Here is a 15,842-nt window from a genome sequence, read left to right on the forward strand (position 1 = left end):
GAATTTGTTCACTTTATCATGTTTTAAAAAGACTGACAACTGCTGTTATGACTATATCAAGGGCAGAAATATCCAGATTAAATCTTGTAGAAAAGTGATATCACGATAAAAATAAACATTGATTACTTAAAACATGAAGCTTTTTCCAAAAATTGATTTGCACATGGTATAATCAGTAAAATTATGTAAAACCATACGAAAGGAGAATTGATTATGAGTGTATTGCAACGACAGCGACTAATATTAATTCCTCTCCAAACCTATTATAAAAAAGCAATAACAATATCCCAAAATATCAGCAATAGACACTGGATCAGGCCATAGCTATGTATATACTAGATTGACCTATCACTAGTTATCCCAAAGTATATAAGTTAGATAAAGAGAATGATATACATAGATTGATTATGACCTGATTCGTGTCTTTGCCTTTAAGGAGACATTATAATGACTTTTAATCCTCATTCTAGCAAGTACTCTAAATGGAAAAACCATATTCACTTTTGGAAATATCCTTCGATTTTATTAACCGGTGTAGCTATTGCTAATATTGGAGATTGGATTTTCTTAATTGCACTCAATCTCACCATGCTCGATATGTCAGGATCTCCGCTTGCAATCGCAGGTCTGTATATCCTCAAACCATTTGCAACCTTATGTACGAATAGTTGGGCAGGAAGTGTAGTGGATCGGCTGAATAAACGTCGATTAATGATTACTTTCGATCTTATTCGAGCCGTGCTTATTTTTACGCTTCCTTTTTTACATCATATTGGCTTGATCTATGCAGTAGTACTGGTAATCTATATGGCAAGTTCTATTTTTAGACCGACTTCTATGGTATATACAACCAAGTTGATTCCAACAGAACATCGTAAACGTTTTAATTCTATTCAAAGTTTAATTCATTCAGGTGCCTTTTTGATTGGGCCAGCGATCGCAGGTTTGTTATTTTTGATCACTAGTCCGCAAATGGCGATTTTTGTTACTGCGGTTGCTTTTGGTATCTCTAGTATGATGACATGGATATTACCTGATCTTGAAAAAGGAACTGTTGCAATAGACCATCCAGTTAACCAAGAGCCGATTACTAAAATGGCAAAATCTAACCGCTCATGGCAAATGATCAAGCATGATTGGCGATTAGTGATAGCATTTAGCCGACAAGCTTGGAATGTGATGCTTATTTATTTTCTATTTCAAATTCTGATGGTATTGGCAGCCGGGCTAGACTCGATGGAAGTTGCTTTTGTCAAAGAAGTGCTTGCAGGTACAGATAGTCAATATAGTTATCTGGTGAGTGTAGCAGGTATAGGACTAGGTGTGGGAGCACTTGTAAATATGGTGATTGTGAAGCGCTTAACTGTCACGATATTGCTAGCAGTCGGGGCGATTGGATTCGGAGCAGGATATGTGATCTATAGCTTATCCGATTCTTTTACAGGTGCAGCGATTGGATTTTTTGTATTAGCTTTTTTTATGGCATTTATGAATACAGGATTTATGACTTTTTATCAAAATCATGTACCTATTGATATGATGGGACGCATTAGTAGTATTTATAGTCTGGTAGCCGCTGTTATGCAAATGTTGTCTGTGTTTATTCTAGGGCTGACCGCTCAATTATGGTCGATCTCCTGGTCGGTAATTATCGGTTCGTGTGTTATGTTAGGTATTACATTGGTGCTTGCTCTGGCGGTTCGTCTATATATGCCGATATCTCCACCAGAAGAAGCACAGTAAAGGATTGTACGTCTAACAGATGAGAATCATTTAATAGAGCCATCCTGCCGAATCGTATGAATAAACTGCTGACTGGCTATCGATAAAGGCTCATGCAGACGGGTACAAATAGCAATACTATTTTGCAAATACACATCGTTAACAAATACACGTGCTAATTGTCCTCGTTCTACATAATCTCGTACAACGAACGAAGATACGAAGTTAGCTCCATAACCAGCAATAACGGCTTGAATTGCTTCTGGCAATCCATTAAATTGTAAAGGAATCTGCGGAGGAGGAGTATTGTGAGTTCGACATAAGGCTAACAAACGCTCTCGTGTCGAGCTTCCTTGCTCACGCATGACAAAAGGTTCTTTCATCATCTCTTGTAGTGAAATATGTTGACCGGCATAACGATGATTGGGTGCTACGACAAACCACAGTTCATCTCGAAATAATTCTTCCGCTTGAATATCTGCTGTCTGTTCTTCAGCGAGTCCCCCATAAATAGCAATATCGACTTCCATTTGTAATAACTGACGTAAAGCATCTGTAGAATTGGTTGTAGTTATCGTCATATCTACATGCTCGTATTGTTGCTTGAACTTGGCGATCCATGCTGGCAATAGAAAATGAGCAGGCAAATAAGTAGCCGCTAAACGAATCTGCCCACGCTGCCCTTGATGATACTCGTTGATCCATTGTTCGACCTGTCCGGTAATCGCAAAAATACGCTGTGTAAATCCCAACAATTCTTTAGCTTCGCTCGTTAAAGCAATTCCTCGTCCTTGTGGAATCAATAAAGTGATCCCTATTTCTTTTTCTAACTTCTTAATCTGTGCTGTAATTGCAGGCTGACTAATATTTAATAGATCAGCGGCTCTAGTCACACTACCTTGCACAGCAATCGTATGAAATAAATAAAGAGCATGCATATTTAACACTCTTCTGATCCCTACTTTCATATGTATTCATATATTTTAGATATAAATAAGTGATAATTATATATTATTAATATGAATACATACAAGCTACAATACTTATAGAAACCACAAGAAGTTTTATAAATAGGAGGATGATAAGTATGAGCGATATTCAAGTATGGAGTCAGATGGATCAGTATATTGAAGAAAATCTTATCCTCAAAGATGCTATTCTAGAACAAGTGTTACGTAACAATCAGCAAGCATCTTTACCCGAGTATGATGTATCACCTGCTCAAGGTAAATTACTTCAATTAATCGTGATGATGAACAAAGCCAAACGCATTTTAGAAATAGGTACATTGGGTGGATACAGTACTATATGGATGGCACGTGCTTTACCTGTAGATGGACGATTAATTACACTGGAATATGATCCTCATCATGCCAAAGTAGCCGGGCAGAATATTACATTCGCTGGGCTAGAGGACAAAGTAGATATTCGTATCGGTGATGCATCAGAACAATTATCCCAGATGGAAACAGAACAAATAGAAGCGTTTGATCTCATTTTTATTGATGCAGACAAAAATAATAATGCTCGTTATTTACAATATGCTTTGCAAATGTCTCATCCAGGCACTGTCATTATTGGAGACAATGTGGTTCGAGAAGGAGCTATATTAGATCAACATAGTAATGATAGCCGTGTACAAGGGATTCGCCAATTTTATGAATTATTAGCTAACGATCCTCGTATCACAGCTACATCGATTCAGACGGTAGGTAGTAAAGGGTATGATGGTTTTGCAATTGGAATTGTTATCTAATACATGAGTTGATTATATCGACCAGTACATTGGAGCTTCTACACCTAATGTCCCTTCAACGGGTCCACCTTCTTTGCGCCAGTATTCGATTCCACCTAGTAGTTCTTTTACTGGAAATCCAAGAGAAGCTAATTTGGCTGCTGCTTTGGTTGCTCCATTACAAGCAGGTCCCCAGCAGTAAGTTACAATAGTTGTGTTTTTATCCAAATGGGCAGTTGTTTTCTCATTGATCTGCCTGCCTGTAATATGGATTGCACCTGGAATATGGCATTGCTCATAAGTTGCTTTATCTCGGACATCTAATATTACAAATGGTGGATTTCCTTTTTGACAATCAATCATGACATCAGCCACATCGGTTTCATATGCGGCTTTAGCTGTAAAATGACGATAAGCATCTGCCGTATTTGCCGCAGGGGTTTCAAGTGTAAGTGAAAAGCGTGGAGCACGATTCATAAGTAGACAACTCCTTCAATAGTGGGTTATGTTGAATAAGACTAAGAGATAGGGTCTGTATTGATTGTACAAAAAGTAAAGGATACAAGTGTTATAGAGTTATAGATACTCACTATCGATCTGATCGATAATACATTTATTTGATAGAAACTATATAAGAGATTCCGTATTTTTGCGTAGAGAAAGAGTGATTAGATGGAACTGTTATATCTCAAAACGTTCTGTGAATTGGTAAAATGGGGCAATTACACACGTACTGCGCAGGCACTCGATTATGCTCAATCCAGTGTAACCAATCATATTCAGCGATTGGAACAATTATATGGTGGAAAACGATTATTTCAGCGCAAAGGCAATACTGTGATATTAACACCAATCGGAGAGAAGTTACTACCCTATGCTCGTCAAATGATTGATTTACAACAACAAGCCAGACAAGCATTATCTATAGAAGATCTTGAACCTTCGGTGCTAACGATAGGAACGATTGAAAGTCTATCCCTTTACTATTTGCCCGGTATTATGGCACAGTTCCGACAACAGTATCCTCATATACAAGTCAAAATTGTATTAGATCAAGAACAACAACTGATACGTCGTCTACGCGAGCAAGAATTAGATATTGCTCTTATTTTGGATACACCGTATCAAGCTCGTGATATCACATCGATTGCCCTTTTTCCTGTAGAAATGAAAGTCGTGATCTATCCAGAGCATACACTGGCTCAACGTTCTTCCATCTCTGCTGGTGATCTGCATCAACAACCGTTAATTTTGACAGAAGAAGGATGTACGTACCGCGCTTACCTGATCCAAAAGATGAAAGAACAAGAACAGATCAGCCAGATTTATCTGGAACTGGGTAATATCGAATCGATTAAGCAAGCTGTTGCCAAGCAATGGGGGATCGCTTTTTTACCTCAATTTGTATTGCATCAAGAAGAAGCATACAGTGGATTGAACATTCTCCCCTGGAAAGAAGAAGATCCGCAGTTATATAGCCAGATTCTGTACCGTGCAGAGCGACCACTGAGTAGTATCGCCGCAGATTGGGTTACTTTATGTAGAGCCAATCCTACCGTAGCCGTACTTTGAAAAAATGTTACACAGTTATTCCTATACAATTAATAGGATTAAACTTCATTTTCATTTGAAATCAAGGTATACTATGGAAGGAAACTTGAAAGGGTTAGCCCTTTTTTGCCAAAACAGATTGCGAAGGAGTGTCATTATGTCAAAAGTATTAGTTTTTGGTCATAAAAATCCGGACACGGATACGATTACAGCTGCGCTTGCTTATGCAGCATTGAAAAAAGAATTGGGTGTAGATGCTGAAGCGATTCGTCTAGGTGAAGTGAACGGCGAAACACAATACGCTTTGGATTATTTTAAAGTAGAAGCTCCACGTCTTGTAGAAAAAGTCGCTGCTGAAGCGAAAGAAGTTATTCTTGTTGACCACAATGAGCGTCAACAAAGTGCTGATGATATCGAAGACGTTACAGTAATCGAAGTTATCGATCATCACCGTATCGCTAATTTTGAGACTAGCGGCCCGTTATACTATCGTGCAGAACCTGTAGGTTGCACAGCAACAATTTTGAATAAATTGTATAAAGAACACGGTGTATCAATCTCCAAGCAAAATGCAGGTTTGATGTTATCTGCAATTATTTCAGATTCGTTGTTGTTCAAATCGCCTACATGCACACCACAAGATGTAGAAGCAGCGAATGAATTGGCTCGTATTGCTGAAGTGGATATTGCTAAATACGGTCTGGATATGCTTAAAGCAGGTGCTGATCTAAGTGACAAAACAGTAGAGCAATTGATCACTTTGGATGCAAAAGAATTCCAAATGGGTGATGCTAAAGTCGAAATCGCGCAAGTCAATGCAGTAGATGTGAATGACGTATTGTCTCAACAAACAGCGATTGAAGCAGCATTAACAGCAGTTATTGAGAAAAAAGGTCTGGATCTATTCTTATTTGTAGTAACAGACATTTTGAACAACGATTCTGTAGGTCTTGCTCTAGGCAAACGTACAGATGTTGTAGAAGCAGCATACAATGTAAAACTTGAAAATAATCAAGCTATGCTTAAAGGTGTTGTTTCTCGTAAATCTCAAATCGTACCTGTATTAACAGATACATTTGCTAAATAATATAATCATATGCTACATAAGCATATTTTTATCCAAAAGGCGGTTGGAGTTTTATTCCAATCGTCTTTTTTTGGTGTATAAATATATTGCCTTCAAGCTAGTGCTAGGCTACACTTTTGTACATCAACATCAACATCAACATCAACATCAACATCAACATCAACATCAAGTGGGAGGACGTTTATGACGACACGAGCTAAATTGATTGGACCCGCACGCTTTAGTGTAGCTGTTCATGCTCTTGCCGGGCTTGCTTCAAATGGTGGAACATTATCCAGCGCGATGCTTGCTGCTCAAGTTCATTCCCATCCAACTTTTTTACGAAGAATACTAGCTACACTAGCCAGTCATAAAATTGTAGATACGCGAGAAGGACGAGACGGTGGTTATACTTTGCGGATGGCAGCCGATCAATTAACGTTGTCTGCTATCTATCTTGCTATTCGTATCGAACAACCGATTCATGAGTTGCCTACTGCTGATGGTATACAAGATAGCCAAAAGGCAAATCAGCGATTAAGTAACATCATGAAAGGCGCAGAACAACAAGTGATAGATTATCTTCAACAATTCACATTAGCTGATATTATAGAAGATTTAGAAGATTAGACAGATGTTGTATAATTTCTTATTCAGCTACAAGCAGAGCGGTTATATCAATACACGAAGCACAGGATAAACGTAAAACTAAAAAGTATATCGAAGGACAGTAAGTACTCAGCATAAAGACTCTATTTCTCAACAACATCGTACAGTTGTTATTGAAATAGAGTCTTTGTATGGACTGAATAGACAGAAGAATTATCCTGTTTGCTGAATATAAGTAGATGTACTTTCAAAAAAATATTAAGTCTCTTTTGTCTGTTGTTCTTCTTTGGCAGCACGACGAGCAAACCATGTTGCTAATAACGAACCTGAAATATTATGCCATACACTAAAAATTGCACTTGGCACAGCGGCTAAAGGATTGAAATGAGCCGCAGCTAGGCTTGCTCCTAGCCCCGAATTTTGCATACCTGTCTCAAAAACAATAGCTTTACGTTGTGCAGGATTCATACGAATCGCTTTGGCAAACAAATATCCGAGCAAATAACCAAGTCCATTATGTAAAATAACGACAAGGAAAATCAATAATCCCGTTTCAACAATTTTGTCGCGATTTAGACCTACAACAATCGAGACGATCAATACAATCGCAAGCGTAGAAACAAAAGGCAACGCCACTGTAGCCGCTTCTGCTTGTTTGCGAAATAGTGATTTTACAATAACGCCTAGTACAATAGGAACGATCACGACTTTGAGGATATCTAGAATAAGACTGCTTGCACTAATATCCATCCATTGTCCGGCAAGTAACGAAATCATCGCCGGTGTAGCTAATGGAGCGATTAGAGTCGATACAGAAGCGATAGATACGCCTAGCGCTACATCTCCTTTAGATAAAAAAGTCATAACATTAGAAGATGTACCACTTGGACAACAACCAACAAGAATCACACCTACAGCAATATCAGGCGGAAGTTGCAACGCAATCGCTAGACCATAAGCAAGTAGCGGCATAATAATATAATGTCCTACTACTCCCAACGCAACATCCAACGGACGACGAAACACTTCGCGAAAATCAGCAGAAGACAACGTCAATCCCATTCCAAACATCACGATTCCAAGCAATAACGAAATCTGTCCTTTCAACCCTGTAAATACACCGGGCATAAAAAATCCAAGTAACGCAAATAATATCACCCAGATCGAAAATGTATCCCCTACAAACTTACTAACTTTGGCTACAGCATTCATGATGTAATCTCCTATTCTAAGTAATATATACATAATTAGTTATTGTTTTGACAAGCAATTATAAAAATATAGCTCATCAACGCTTTAATGCGCAAAAACTAAGGTATGCAAATTTTACTATAAAAGATTTTACATGGCTACTGTTTTGATTATTTTTATTGATAAAATTTTTATTAATTCTATCTATTTTTGATTTAGGAAGGTAACAATTGTAATTCCTTATCAATAATAGATATTAACTTCGTTTTATTCGTTAACTCAAAAATACAACGTGCCTTAAAAATATATATTTTTCCTTCTTCAATACGATTCAATTTAATCAAATTGCTACCTACTTGATAATGTAATTCTCCAAACAAATAGAGATTTTCTTCACGTATACATAATTTAATTCCGATTTCTGAATAAAATATAGATTTTTGATATTCTTCAAGGTTGATTAAAGTTTTAGAAAAATTGTAATAGATGCGGAGTTGGATTTTTTTATCTTGAATGAGTGGGAGTTTTTCTAAACTATCCAAAGCTAGAGAAAAAAGCTCAGCTGCTTTAGAAAAATTTTTTAATTGATCATGAATTATTCCTAAACTATTAAGTATTTCAGTTTGCCGTTCAGAATAGATCAAATTAATCCTTGAGGTTAAATGTAAAGCAGTATAAAGACAATTTGTAGCGTAGTCAACATCCTTATGAATTTGAAAATGGCACATTCCTTCATGCCACAATAAGAATTGTTTTTTTTCTGGAGAATTAAATAAGGGATTATTTTTTTCTTTTTGTACCATCCATAGTGCTTCATCATATTCTTTATCTCTAACGTGTTTTCGTAAAAAGTAGAAAAAATCATTCACATAATCAAACTCAGGACTTTTAACAACTGAAAAAAAATAATCCAGTGTAATACCAAGTCTATTCGTTAATTCGGATAAAGTACTGCTTAAAGGAAGAATATCTCCTTTTTCAATTTTACTAATTTGAGCTTGCGTACAGATATCTTTTGCCAATTGTGTTTGTGACATTCCCATTTCTAATCTGAATTTTTTTAAGGTTGATCCAATAGTTGTGTATTGGTACATAATCTCCTCCTCAAATATAAATGGAATATTCCTACAATTATATTTTATCACGCTAGAGCAAATATATGTTATTTAGTAGCATAAAAACTAAAAAATATAAGACTAGAACCGTTTTTCATGAATTTTAATAATAATGTATGCTGAACTTAGTTAATAAACAGGAGGTGTTGATCGTGAAAAATGTATTCAGGTCATTATGTGTTGGATTAGTATTTCTATCAGCTGTTAACTTCATAATGGGAATAAGCACAGTCACCAAAAACATCTCCATTGAAAAAGATAAAATTCAAGTATCCAAAGAAGTAGAGTTACCTCACGAGAATGGGTTAGAGGTCTAATTAGACTTTTAATAGATATTATTCTAGAAAGGAGGAACCCATTATGAAAAAAAGCATTGTTTTAAAACCTGTTGATATTAAAGATTTAAAAGAAATGGAAGCTAATCGTAGAGCAGCTTCTGGACGTTGTGCAAGCGGTCGTTGTGCTGCAGGTCGTTGCTAATTAAAATACTTAAGAGGTGTAAAGAGCTCCGGCTTTTTACACCTCTATTATTTAATAAGGGTGATGTAGAAAATGATCATTATAGAGGTCATGATTATATACATTTTCTTTACTTTTATAAGCACTTATATTCATGAGTTAGGTCATGCTTTGAGTGCTTATTTTTTGGGAGCAGAACAAGTCGCTATTACTAAGCAAAGAAACTCCTATCAGATAGAATTTAAAACGTACTTTTCATTTTCGTATCCTATTACACTTTCAAAAAATATAGTGATTAGTTTTGCAGGAGTAGTTGTACAATTTTTATTTTCTGTTTTGTGTATTATTCAACCTTTTTCTATAAGTTTGTCGTTAATTTCTTTGGTGTATATGCCCTATATCTTTTTTAATATTTTATATTTTTATGGGCTGGATGGATATTATGTACTGGAAAATTTAAAAACAGAAGCTGCAAAAAAGTGGAGTGTTGTATTAACCATTATTTTTGGATGCAGTTGGATTTTTGCATGGAATGGATTGTTAGAGATTTGGAATCAACCTTTATTGATAGAGAAAGTCACATATCTTGTACTTAGCCTATTTATATGGGGACAAATTGCAGTGAAGTTCATTCGTAATATTTTAAAAGAAAGAAGGTTAGAATATGACAAATATTAAATATATTTTGGAGAAAAATAATCGTGGAGAATCTATTATAAGCGATGAATCATTAGAATTTTTTTGGACATCAGAGGATATTTCAATACGGAGCAAAGAAAACAAATTAATATTCTATAATATTCAGGAAGATGTTCCTGTAAATGCAAACAGTATTCATATTGTCGGAGTTCCATATAGTTCAGGTTCCAATCACAACAATAGTTCGGTAGAACAGTTTCCCCATACATTACGTTATTTGAGTACCAAGACGCCAATTTATCCTTCTCTAAACGATCTATATACTAGCGGAATTTTGGATTTGAATAATGAAAAAATTCTTCATGATTGTGTACTGAATGATTTAGGAGATATCACATTTGTGGAACAATCAAAACAAGAATTAGAATCAAAATTAAACACTTATATAGACCATTTTTGCTCTACAGAATCTCAATTTTCTTTTATTGGCGGTGACCATTCTATTACATACTATATTTTGAAGCAATTAAAAGAGAATGGGAAAAATATTATTTATATTCACTTCGATGCTCATCTGGATTGTGGTTCGGATCCGTTGCGCTTAGATGTAGAAGTAGATCATGGTAATTTTGTACGCCATTTAATACAAGATCAAATTGTAGAGCATGTTGTTCAATTAGGAGTTAGAGGCTTGCGTTCTCTAGGTCAGTATTACGAACACACTAATTTATCTTATATTTCTAGTCAAAAGCTAAATGTTAATTCGGTAAAGAAAGCAATAGAGCCTTTATTAAATAAAAATTCGTATTTCTATATTTCTTTCGATGTAGATGTTTTGGATCCTACTATATTTCCATATGTTGATTTTCCTTCTTCTGGAGGGGCTTCTATAGAACAGATATTTGAAGTGTTGCAAATGTTTCAGAGCGTGCCTAATATTATTGGCTTTGATGTTGTAGAAGGACAGGGGGCAAATACAGATCATATTCCTTATCAATACGATGTAATCATAAATATTTTTTCTCAATTACTCAATGTATTGAATAAATCCAAAAATATAATAAATGGAGGAGAATGATGATGAATATAAAAACTGAAGATTTAAAAAGTCAATTGAATCAGTTACTTCAAACGGAAAAAGAACTAGGAGTTGAGTATGATGATTTTATGGCTTTAATGAATATATGTAAGGAATTTTTGCCTTTAGATTATACATCTTCTACAGATGTCGAAAAAATTTGGATGCAGTATAGACTTAATAATTTAGAACAAAATGAGTATCGATTTCAGCCAGAATTGTTTACAGGATTTGATGAAATTATTGGTCAAGAACATATATTAGAATGTATCCAAAATAAAGGTGTATTTGGTACTTTTCATTATGGAGCTTATCGATATGTAGCTTTAGAGCTAATCAAACTAGTTAAAGAACATTCATCTTCTTTAGATGTGGTTGTAGATACAGATTCTTATGAAAGCGAAAAAGATCTACACAAATGGAATGAAATAAGAAAAAAAGCAGATGTTAACTATATTATTTCAGAAGAACATGGAAGTGGCTTGAAATTAGTACGCATATTAAAGAATAGAGGAAATATTCTTTTATATTTAGATGGTAATACAGGTTCAGGAGAAGATTCTCAACCTATGTTTTGTGATCATATCACTTCTTCTGTAAACATGAGAAGTGGTATTTATCGACTTGTTTCTTTATTAAAAAAAGAGTTGTGTGTTATTTTAGCTGATCAGCCTGAACCTGGTTACAATAGATTAATTGCCTATAAACCATTTGCAGTATCAAAATCAAATATTAAAGAAGGTGTCGATCAAAGTTATGAATTTTTTCGAGAATCTTTATTGCATCGTCCAGATTTATGGCGCTTCTGGTATAGACACCATCACTATGTAGAAAATTGGCAAGAAATAGCGACAAACCAAGACCTAGCTACTCCTAATATCGATTGGGTTGAAGCAGAATATGGCTTAGGAATTGATTTGAGAACAGGTCACATGTACGAAACTAAAACAAGTTGAGGTAAATATTATGGAATTGTGGAGAAATAAACAATTTATTTATTTGTTTTCAGCACGTTTTGTCGCATTGATTGGGGATGGCTTGTTATTTTTAGTATTATTGAAAATGTTGGAACTAAAAAATACTGGTAGCATAGGGTTGTCTTTCTATTATCTTGCTGCGGGTATTCCAGCATTTTTATTCGCTATACCTGCAGGAGCAATTGTAGAAAAATCTAATTTACAAAAAACAATGATAGCTACAGATATTGTACGTGCAATATTAATTTTTGTTTTTATTGTAATGAATTTGTATGTCACCTATTCACCGATACTGATTTATTGTTTATTATTCCTAATTACTATTAATGACATGTTTTTCTTACCTGCAAGTCAATCTTTACTTCGTTGGATTGTACCTGAACATCTCAGACCGCAAGCCAATGGGCAATTACAAATAGCTATGATGACAGGCAAGTTATTATCTTATTCATTAGGTGCATTTCTTATTAAAATAGGATTAGAGTTAAACGCGTTATTAAGTATAGTGATAATTTCTTTTTTAGTCTCTATATGTATAGTTTTTCAAATAAAGCCACAGATTATCAATCGCGCTGATTCCTCAGAAAAAACATTTCAACTTGCTGTAGAAGGATTGAAATTTATTCAAAATACTAAAATTATAAAAAAAATCTTTATTATATTTGGTTGTGCATGGTTAATAGGTTCATCTATTGATATTTTTTTAATTTCATATCTAAACGATGTATTACAATTAGGTACAGAAGATCTTTACCTCATCACAACATTTTCACTATGCGGTATTGTAATTGGTTCTTTTTTAGGACCCAAATGGTATAGTACAATCAATAAAAAGCTGGGATTTTATCTACCCAGTTTAATTTTTGGACTTGTCATTTTGATGTATGCTATGCAGCTTCCCTTTTTTATACTTTTATTTTCGTTGATGATAGGTGGTATAGCTCAAGGAGTATTTTTGACATTTATTAATTCTTATTTGCAGGAAATTACGTCTCAAGATTATTATGCAAGAGTATCAAGTTTTTATACCTTGTTAATGCAAGGAGCAAGTTTGCCAGGTTTCTTTTTAATCGGTTTTTTAATTCAACAAACAAGCGTCGTGTACGTAGGTTATATCATTGGAATTTATATGATAACATTATCTATATTTTCTTTCTTTTTGTTACCTAATATTAGGAATGAAAATGATAAAAATATCATCCTTCCTAGAAAATCGTTAGAAGATGATTATGTATCATAACGTGAAATATCATATGAGTACGATATCCAAGCATGTCTTCATGACATGCTTTTTTGAATGCGATAACTATATAAAGATATTAATTTAATCTAAATTCTATTGTTTTTTATTTCACATATAAGGCATGATAGAGAAATACATCCAATTCGCAAAAAAATGAGTTTAGCATCCCTTACAGTAATAACCATTTCAATACATAAGGAGAATGATCAAATATGCCAATACATAATGATATCCCAGAACGTTATCAGGTCGGTATTTTGTTGTTTGATGAAGTGGAAGTAATGGATTTTGCAGGGCCGTTTGAAGTGTTTTCACTTGCAGAGACGGTAGATAAGCAGAAATTATTTCAAGTACACACGATATCTCCAGATGGTGAACTTATCAGTGCTCGTAACGGACTAAAAGTACAACCAGATTATGCGATTCAAGATATGCCTGCAATGGATATTTTAATTATTCCCGGTGGGTACGGGGCAGAAGAAATCATTATTCATGATCCTGTCATTATCAAATGGATACAAACACAAGCTCAACAGGTGAAATTACTAGCTTCTATTTGTACCGGTGCATTGGTGCTAGCAGAAGCAGGGCTGTTACAAGGTCTAGAAGCAACTACTCATTGGATGGATCTGGATCGATTGCAACAAGATTATCCTGATGTGATCGTCAAATCAGGTGTGAAATTTGTAGATCAAGGATCGATTATGACATCCGCAGGAATCTCGGCAGGTATCCATTTGGCATTACATATTGTAAGTGAATGGGTTAATATAGACTGTGCTCGAACTATCATCAAACGAATGGATATAGATATTGAGATGTAATGAAACAACTTACTTAGGGAGAAAAGAGTGATTAACGATGTTTCACGGTCAGGCGATTTTGCCAGCAGCCAAAAGTATGAAGCAATTTGAACAAATCTTATCCAGTTCGTATGAATATGGAGTATTTTTGGATACCCATATTGCTCAACTCAAAAATATTTATAAAATGGCAAATCATCATCAAAAAAAAATGTTTTTGCATGCCGATCTAGTACATGGTCTCAAAAATGATGAGTATGCAGCTGAATATTTGTGTCAAGAGATTAGGCCTTACGGTATTATTTCGACACGCGGTAATATGATTTTGAAAGCCAAGCAAAAAGGAGTTATCGCTATTCAGCGTGTTTTTATGCTCGATACGATTGCGTTGGAGAAAAGTTATGCTTTATTGCAAAAGACACAGCCTGATTATATCGAAGTCTTACCTGGCGTGGTTCCTCATATGATCAAAGAAGTCATTGAACGCACCAATATTCCTGTATTTGCAGGTGGGTTGATTCGTACAGCTAATGATGTGGAACAAGCACTTGCTGCGGGGGCAACAGCAGTTACGACATCCAATGATCAGTTGTTTGCTCATTACCGTACAGACAAGTAAAAAAACAGTCATAATGAAGATCACATGAATATTGTCATGTTGACACCGCTTACATGTTACGATATGATGAACTTATCAAGTTAATAATGTGACGGAGAACCGGAGAGCCACGCAAAGACCCCTACATCTGAAGGGGTGGTTTGCAGTGGCTTTTTCTGTTGTCTATCGGTTGAAATAACTTGCTACTTCGAATGGAGGGAAATATAATGTCACCATTTATAGCTGAATTGGTAGGAACGATGATTCTGATTGCATTAGGCGCTGGTGTTTCTGCCGGGGTTGCACTTAAAGGATCTTTTGCAGAAAGTTCTGGTTGGATGGTTATCACCGCAGGTTGGGGTCTTGGGGTAGGAATGGCAGTATATGCTGTCGGCGATATTAGTGGGGCTCATTTGAACCCGGCTGTAACATTAGCACTTGCATTTAACGGCGATTTTCCATGGAGTCAGGTTCCATCATATATTCTGGCACAGATGATCGGAGCTATGGCAGGCGCATTACTGGTCTACTTACAATACTTACCGCACTGGAAAGCAACTCCAGATCCTGCGACTAAATTAGGCGTGTTTTCAACTTCACCGGCTATTAAACATCCTGTCGGAAATATGTTAAGTGAAATTATCGGTACATTTATTTTTGTCATGGTATTGTTATCTATGGGTGCCAATCAATTTACAGAAGGTGTTCATCCATTGATTGTCGGTTTATTAGTTGTTAGTATCGGATTGTCGCTTGGAGGTACAACAGGGTATGCTATTAATCCAGCTCGTGATCTAGGTCCTCGTCTGATGCATACATTGTTACCGATTGCTGGTAAAGGATCTTCCAATTGGCGATACGCTTGGGTTCCATTTATCGGCCCATTGTTAGGCGGTTCAATCGGTGGTCTATTTTATAAAAATGTATTTCAGGGTCAAAGTACTCCGATGTTATGGGTACTATTACTGGTTACTGTGGTTTGCTTGTTTTTCGCTCATCGTTCAGGTCGCAAAACACAAGAATCTGTTTCTAGCAAAGTAACCGCTTAAATCTAAA

General features: G+C 35.5%; 16 protein-coding genes. 12 read left to right on the forward strand and 4 right to left on the reverse strand.

The genetic code is table 11. The features are described 5' to 3' along the window. Positions 1 to 447 precede the first annotated feature (447 nt). Positions 448 to 1,743: an MFS transporter gene (locus tag PQ460_RS04040; RefSeq protein ID WP_274171842.1), complete on the forward strand. Its 1,296-nt coding sequence runs from the start codon at positions 448 to 450 to the stop codon at positions 1,741 to 1,743. A 26-nt stretch (positions 1,744 to 1,769) separates the two neighbouring features. On the opposite strand, the gene PQ460_RS04045 is transcribed toward PQ460_RS04040, so the two are convergent. Continuing rightward, positions 1,770 to 2,660, reverse strand: coding sequence for a LysR family transcriptional regulator (locus PQ460_RS04045; protein ID WP_274172867.1), 891 nt, complete (start codon positions 2,658 to 2,660; stop codon positions 1,770 to 1,772). Positions 2,661 to 2,809: 149 nt separating this feature from the next. Here PQ460_RS04045 and PQ460_RS04050 point away from each other — a divergent pair, with 149 nt between their 5' ends. Further along, a complete protein-coding gene (locus tag PQ460_RS04050) occupies positions 2,810 to 3,478 on the forward strand; it encodes an O-methyltransferase (RefSeq protein ID WP_274171843.1) in 669 nt (222 codons plus the stop codon). Positions 3,479 to 3,490: 12 nt separating this feature from the next. Here the strand turns inward: PQ460_RS04050 and PQ460_RS04055 are convergent, their stop codons facing one another. Beyond that, the gene (locus PQ460_RS04055) at positions 3,491 to 3,934 is read right to left on the reverse strand and encodes a rhodanese-like domain-containing protein (RefSeq protein ID WP_274171844.1); all 444 of its coding nucleotides are present in this window, start codon (positions 3,932 to 3,934) and stop codon (positions 3,491 to 3,493) included. Between the two features lie 195 nt (positions 3,935 to 4,129). On the opposite strand from PQ460_RS04055, the gene PQ460_RS04060 reads away from it, so the two are divergent. From PQ460_RS04060 to PQ460_RS04070, 3 genes are all read left to right on the forward strand, one after another. Continuing rightward, positions 4,130 to 5,029: a LysR family transcriptional regulator gene (locus PQ460_RS04060; protein ID WP_274171845.1), complete on the forward strand. Its 900-nt coding sequence runs from the start codon at positions 4,130 to 4,132 to the stop codon at positions 5,027 to 5,029. 136 nt (positions 5,030 to 5,165) lie between these two features. Beyond that, a complete protein-coding gene (locus PQ460_RS04065; RefSeq protein WP_273613638.1) occupies positions 5,166 to 6,095 on the forward strand; it encodes a manganese-dependent inorganic pyrophosphatase in 930 nt (309 codons plus the stop codon). 183 nt (positions 6,096 to 6,278) lie between these two features. After that, positions 6,279 to 6,704, forward strand: coding sequence for an RrF2 family transcriptional regulator (locus PQ460_RS04070; protein WP_274171846.1), 426 nt, complete (start codon positions 6,279 to 6,281; stop codon positions 6,702 to 6,704). 237 nt (positions 6,705 to 6,941) lie between these two features. On the opposite strand, the gene PQ460_RS04075 is transcribed toward PQ460_RS04070, so the two are convergent. Further along, a complete protein-coding gene (locus tag PQ460_RS04075; RefSeq protein WP_274171847.1) occupies positions 6,942 to 7,895 on the reverse strand; it encodes a bile acid:sodium symporter family protein in 954 nt (317 codons plus the stop codon). 194 nt (positions 7,896 to 8,089) lie between these two features. Continuing rightward, the gene (locus PQ460_RS04080) at positions 8,090 to 8,968 is read right to left on the reverse strand and encodes a helix-turn-helix domain-containing protein (protein WP_274171848.1); all 879 of its coding nucleotides are present in this window, start codon (positions 8,966 to 8,968) and stop codon (positions 8,090 to 8,092) included. 573 nt (positions 8,969 to 9,541) lie between these two features. Between PQ460_RS04080 and PQ460_RS04085 the strand changes: the two genes are divergently transcribed. The 7 genes from PQ460_RS04085 (at position 9,542) to PQ460_RS04115 (ending at position 15,835) form a co-directional block, all read left to right on the forward strand. Further along, positions 9,542 to 10,126, forward strand: a complete 585-nt coding sequence (locus PQ460_RS04085) for a hypothetical protein (protein WP_274171849.1) — start codon at positions 9,542 to 9,544, stop codon at positions 10,124 to 10,126. Next, positions 10,113 to 11,165 carry an arginase family protein gene (locus tag PQ460_RS04090; protein WP_274171850.1) on the forward strand — a complete coding sequence of 351 codons (1,053 nt, stop codon included), beginning with the start codon at positions 10,113 to 10,115 and terminating at the stop codon, positions 11,163 to 11,165. The genes PQ460_RS04085 and PQ460_RS04090 overlap by 14 nt, the downstream gene beginning before the upstream one ends. A gap of 2 nt (positions 11,166 to 11,167) precedes the next feature. Continuing rightward, complete coding sequence (locus tag PQ460_RS04095) at positions 11,168 to 12,121, forward strand: hypothetical protein (RefSeq protein WP_274171851.1); 954 nt, start codon at positions 11,168 to 11,170, stop codon at positions 12,119 to 12,121. A gap of 10 nt (positions 12,122 to 12,131) precedes the next feature. Continuing rightward, complete coding sequence (locus PQ460_RS04100) at positions 12,132 to 13,382, forward strand: MFS transporter (RefSeq protein ID WP_274171852.1); 1,251 nt, start codon at positions 12,132 to 12,134, stop codon at positions 13,380 to 13,382. A 233-nt stretch (positions 13,383 to 13,615) separates the two neighbouring features. Then, on the forward strand, positions 13,616 to 14,209 hold the full coding sequence (locus PQ460_RS04105; protein ID WP_420540675.1) for a DJ-1/PfpI family protein: 594 nt from the start codon (positions 13,616 to 13,618) through the stop codon (positions 14,207 to 14,209). A gap of 37 nt (positions 14,210 to 14,246) precedes the next feature. Next, a complete protein-coding gene (locus PQ460_RS04110) occupies positions 14,247 to 14,807 on the forward strand; it encodes a glycerol-3-phosphate responsive antiterminator (RefSeq protein ID WP_274171853.1) in 561 nt (186 codons plus the stop codon). 206 nt (positions 14,808 to 15,013) lie between these two features. Further along, the gene (locus tag PQ460_RS04115; RefSeq protein WP_274171854.1) at positions 15,014 to 15,835 is read left to right on the forward strand and encodes an MIP/aquaporin family protein; all 822 of its coding nucleotides are present in this window, start codon (positions 15,014 to 15,016) and stop codon (positions 15,833 to 15,835) included. Positions 15,836 to 15,842 lie beyond the last annotated feature (7 nt).

The organism is Paenibacillus sp. KACC 21273 (genome assembly GCF_028736095.1).
Taxonomy (GTDB): domain Bacteria; phylum Bacillota; class Bacilli; order Paenibacillales; family Paenibacillaceae; genus Saccharibacillus; species Saccharibacillus kyungheensis.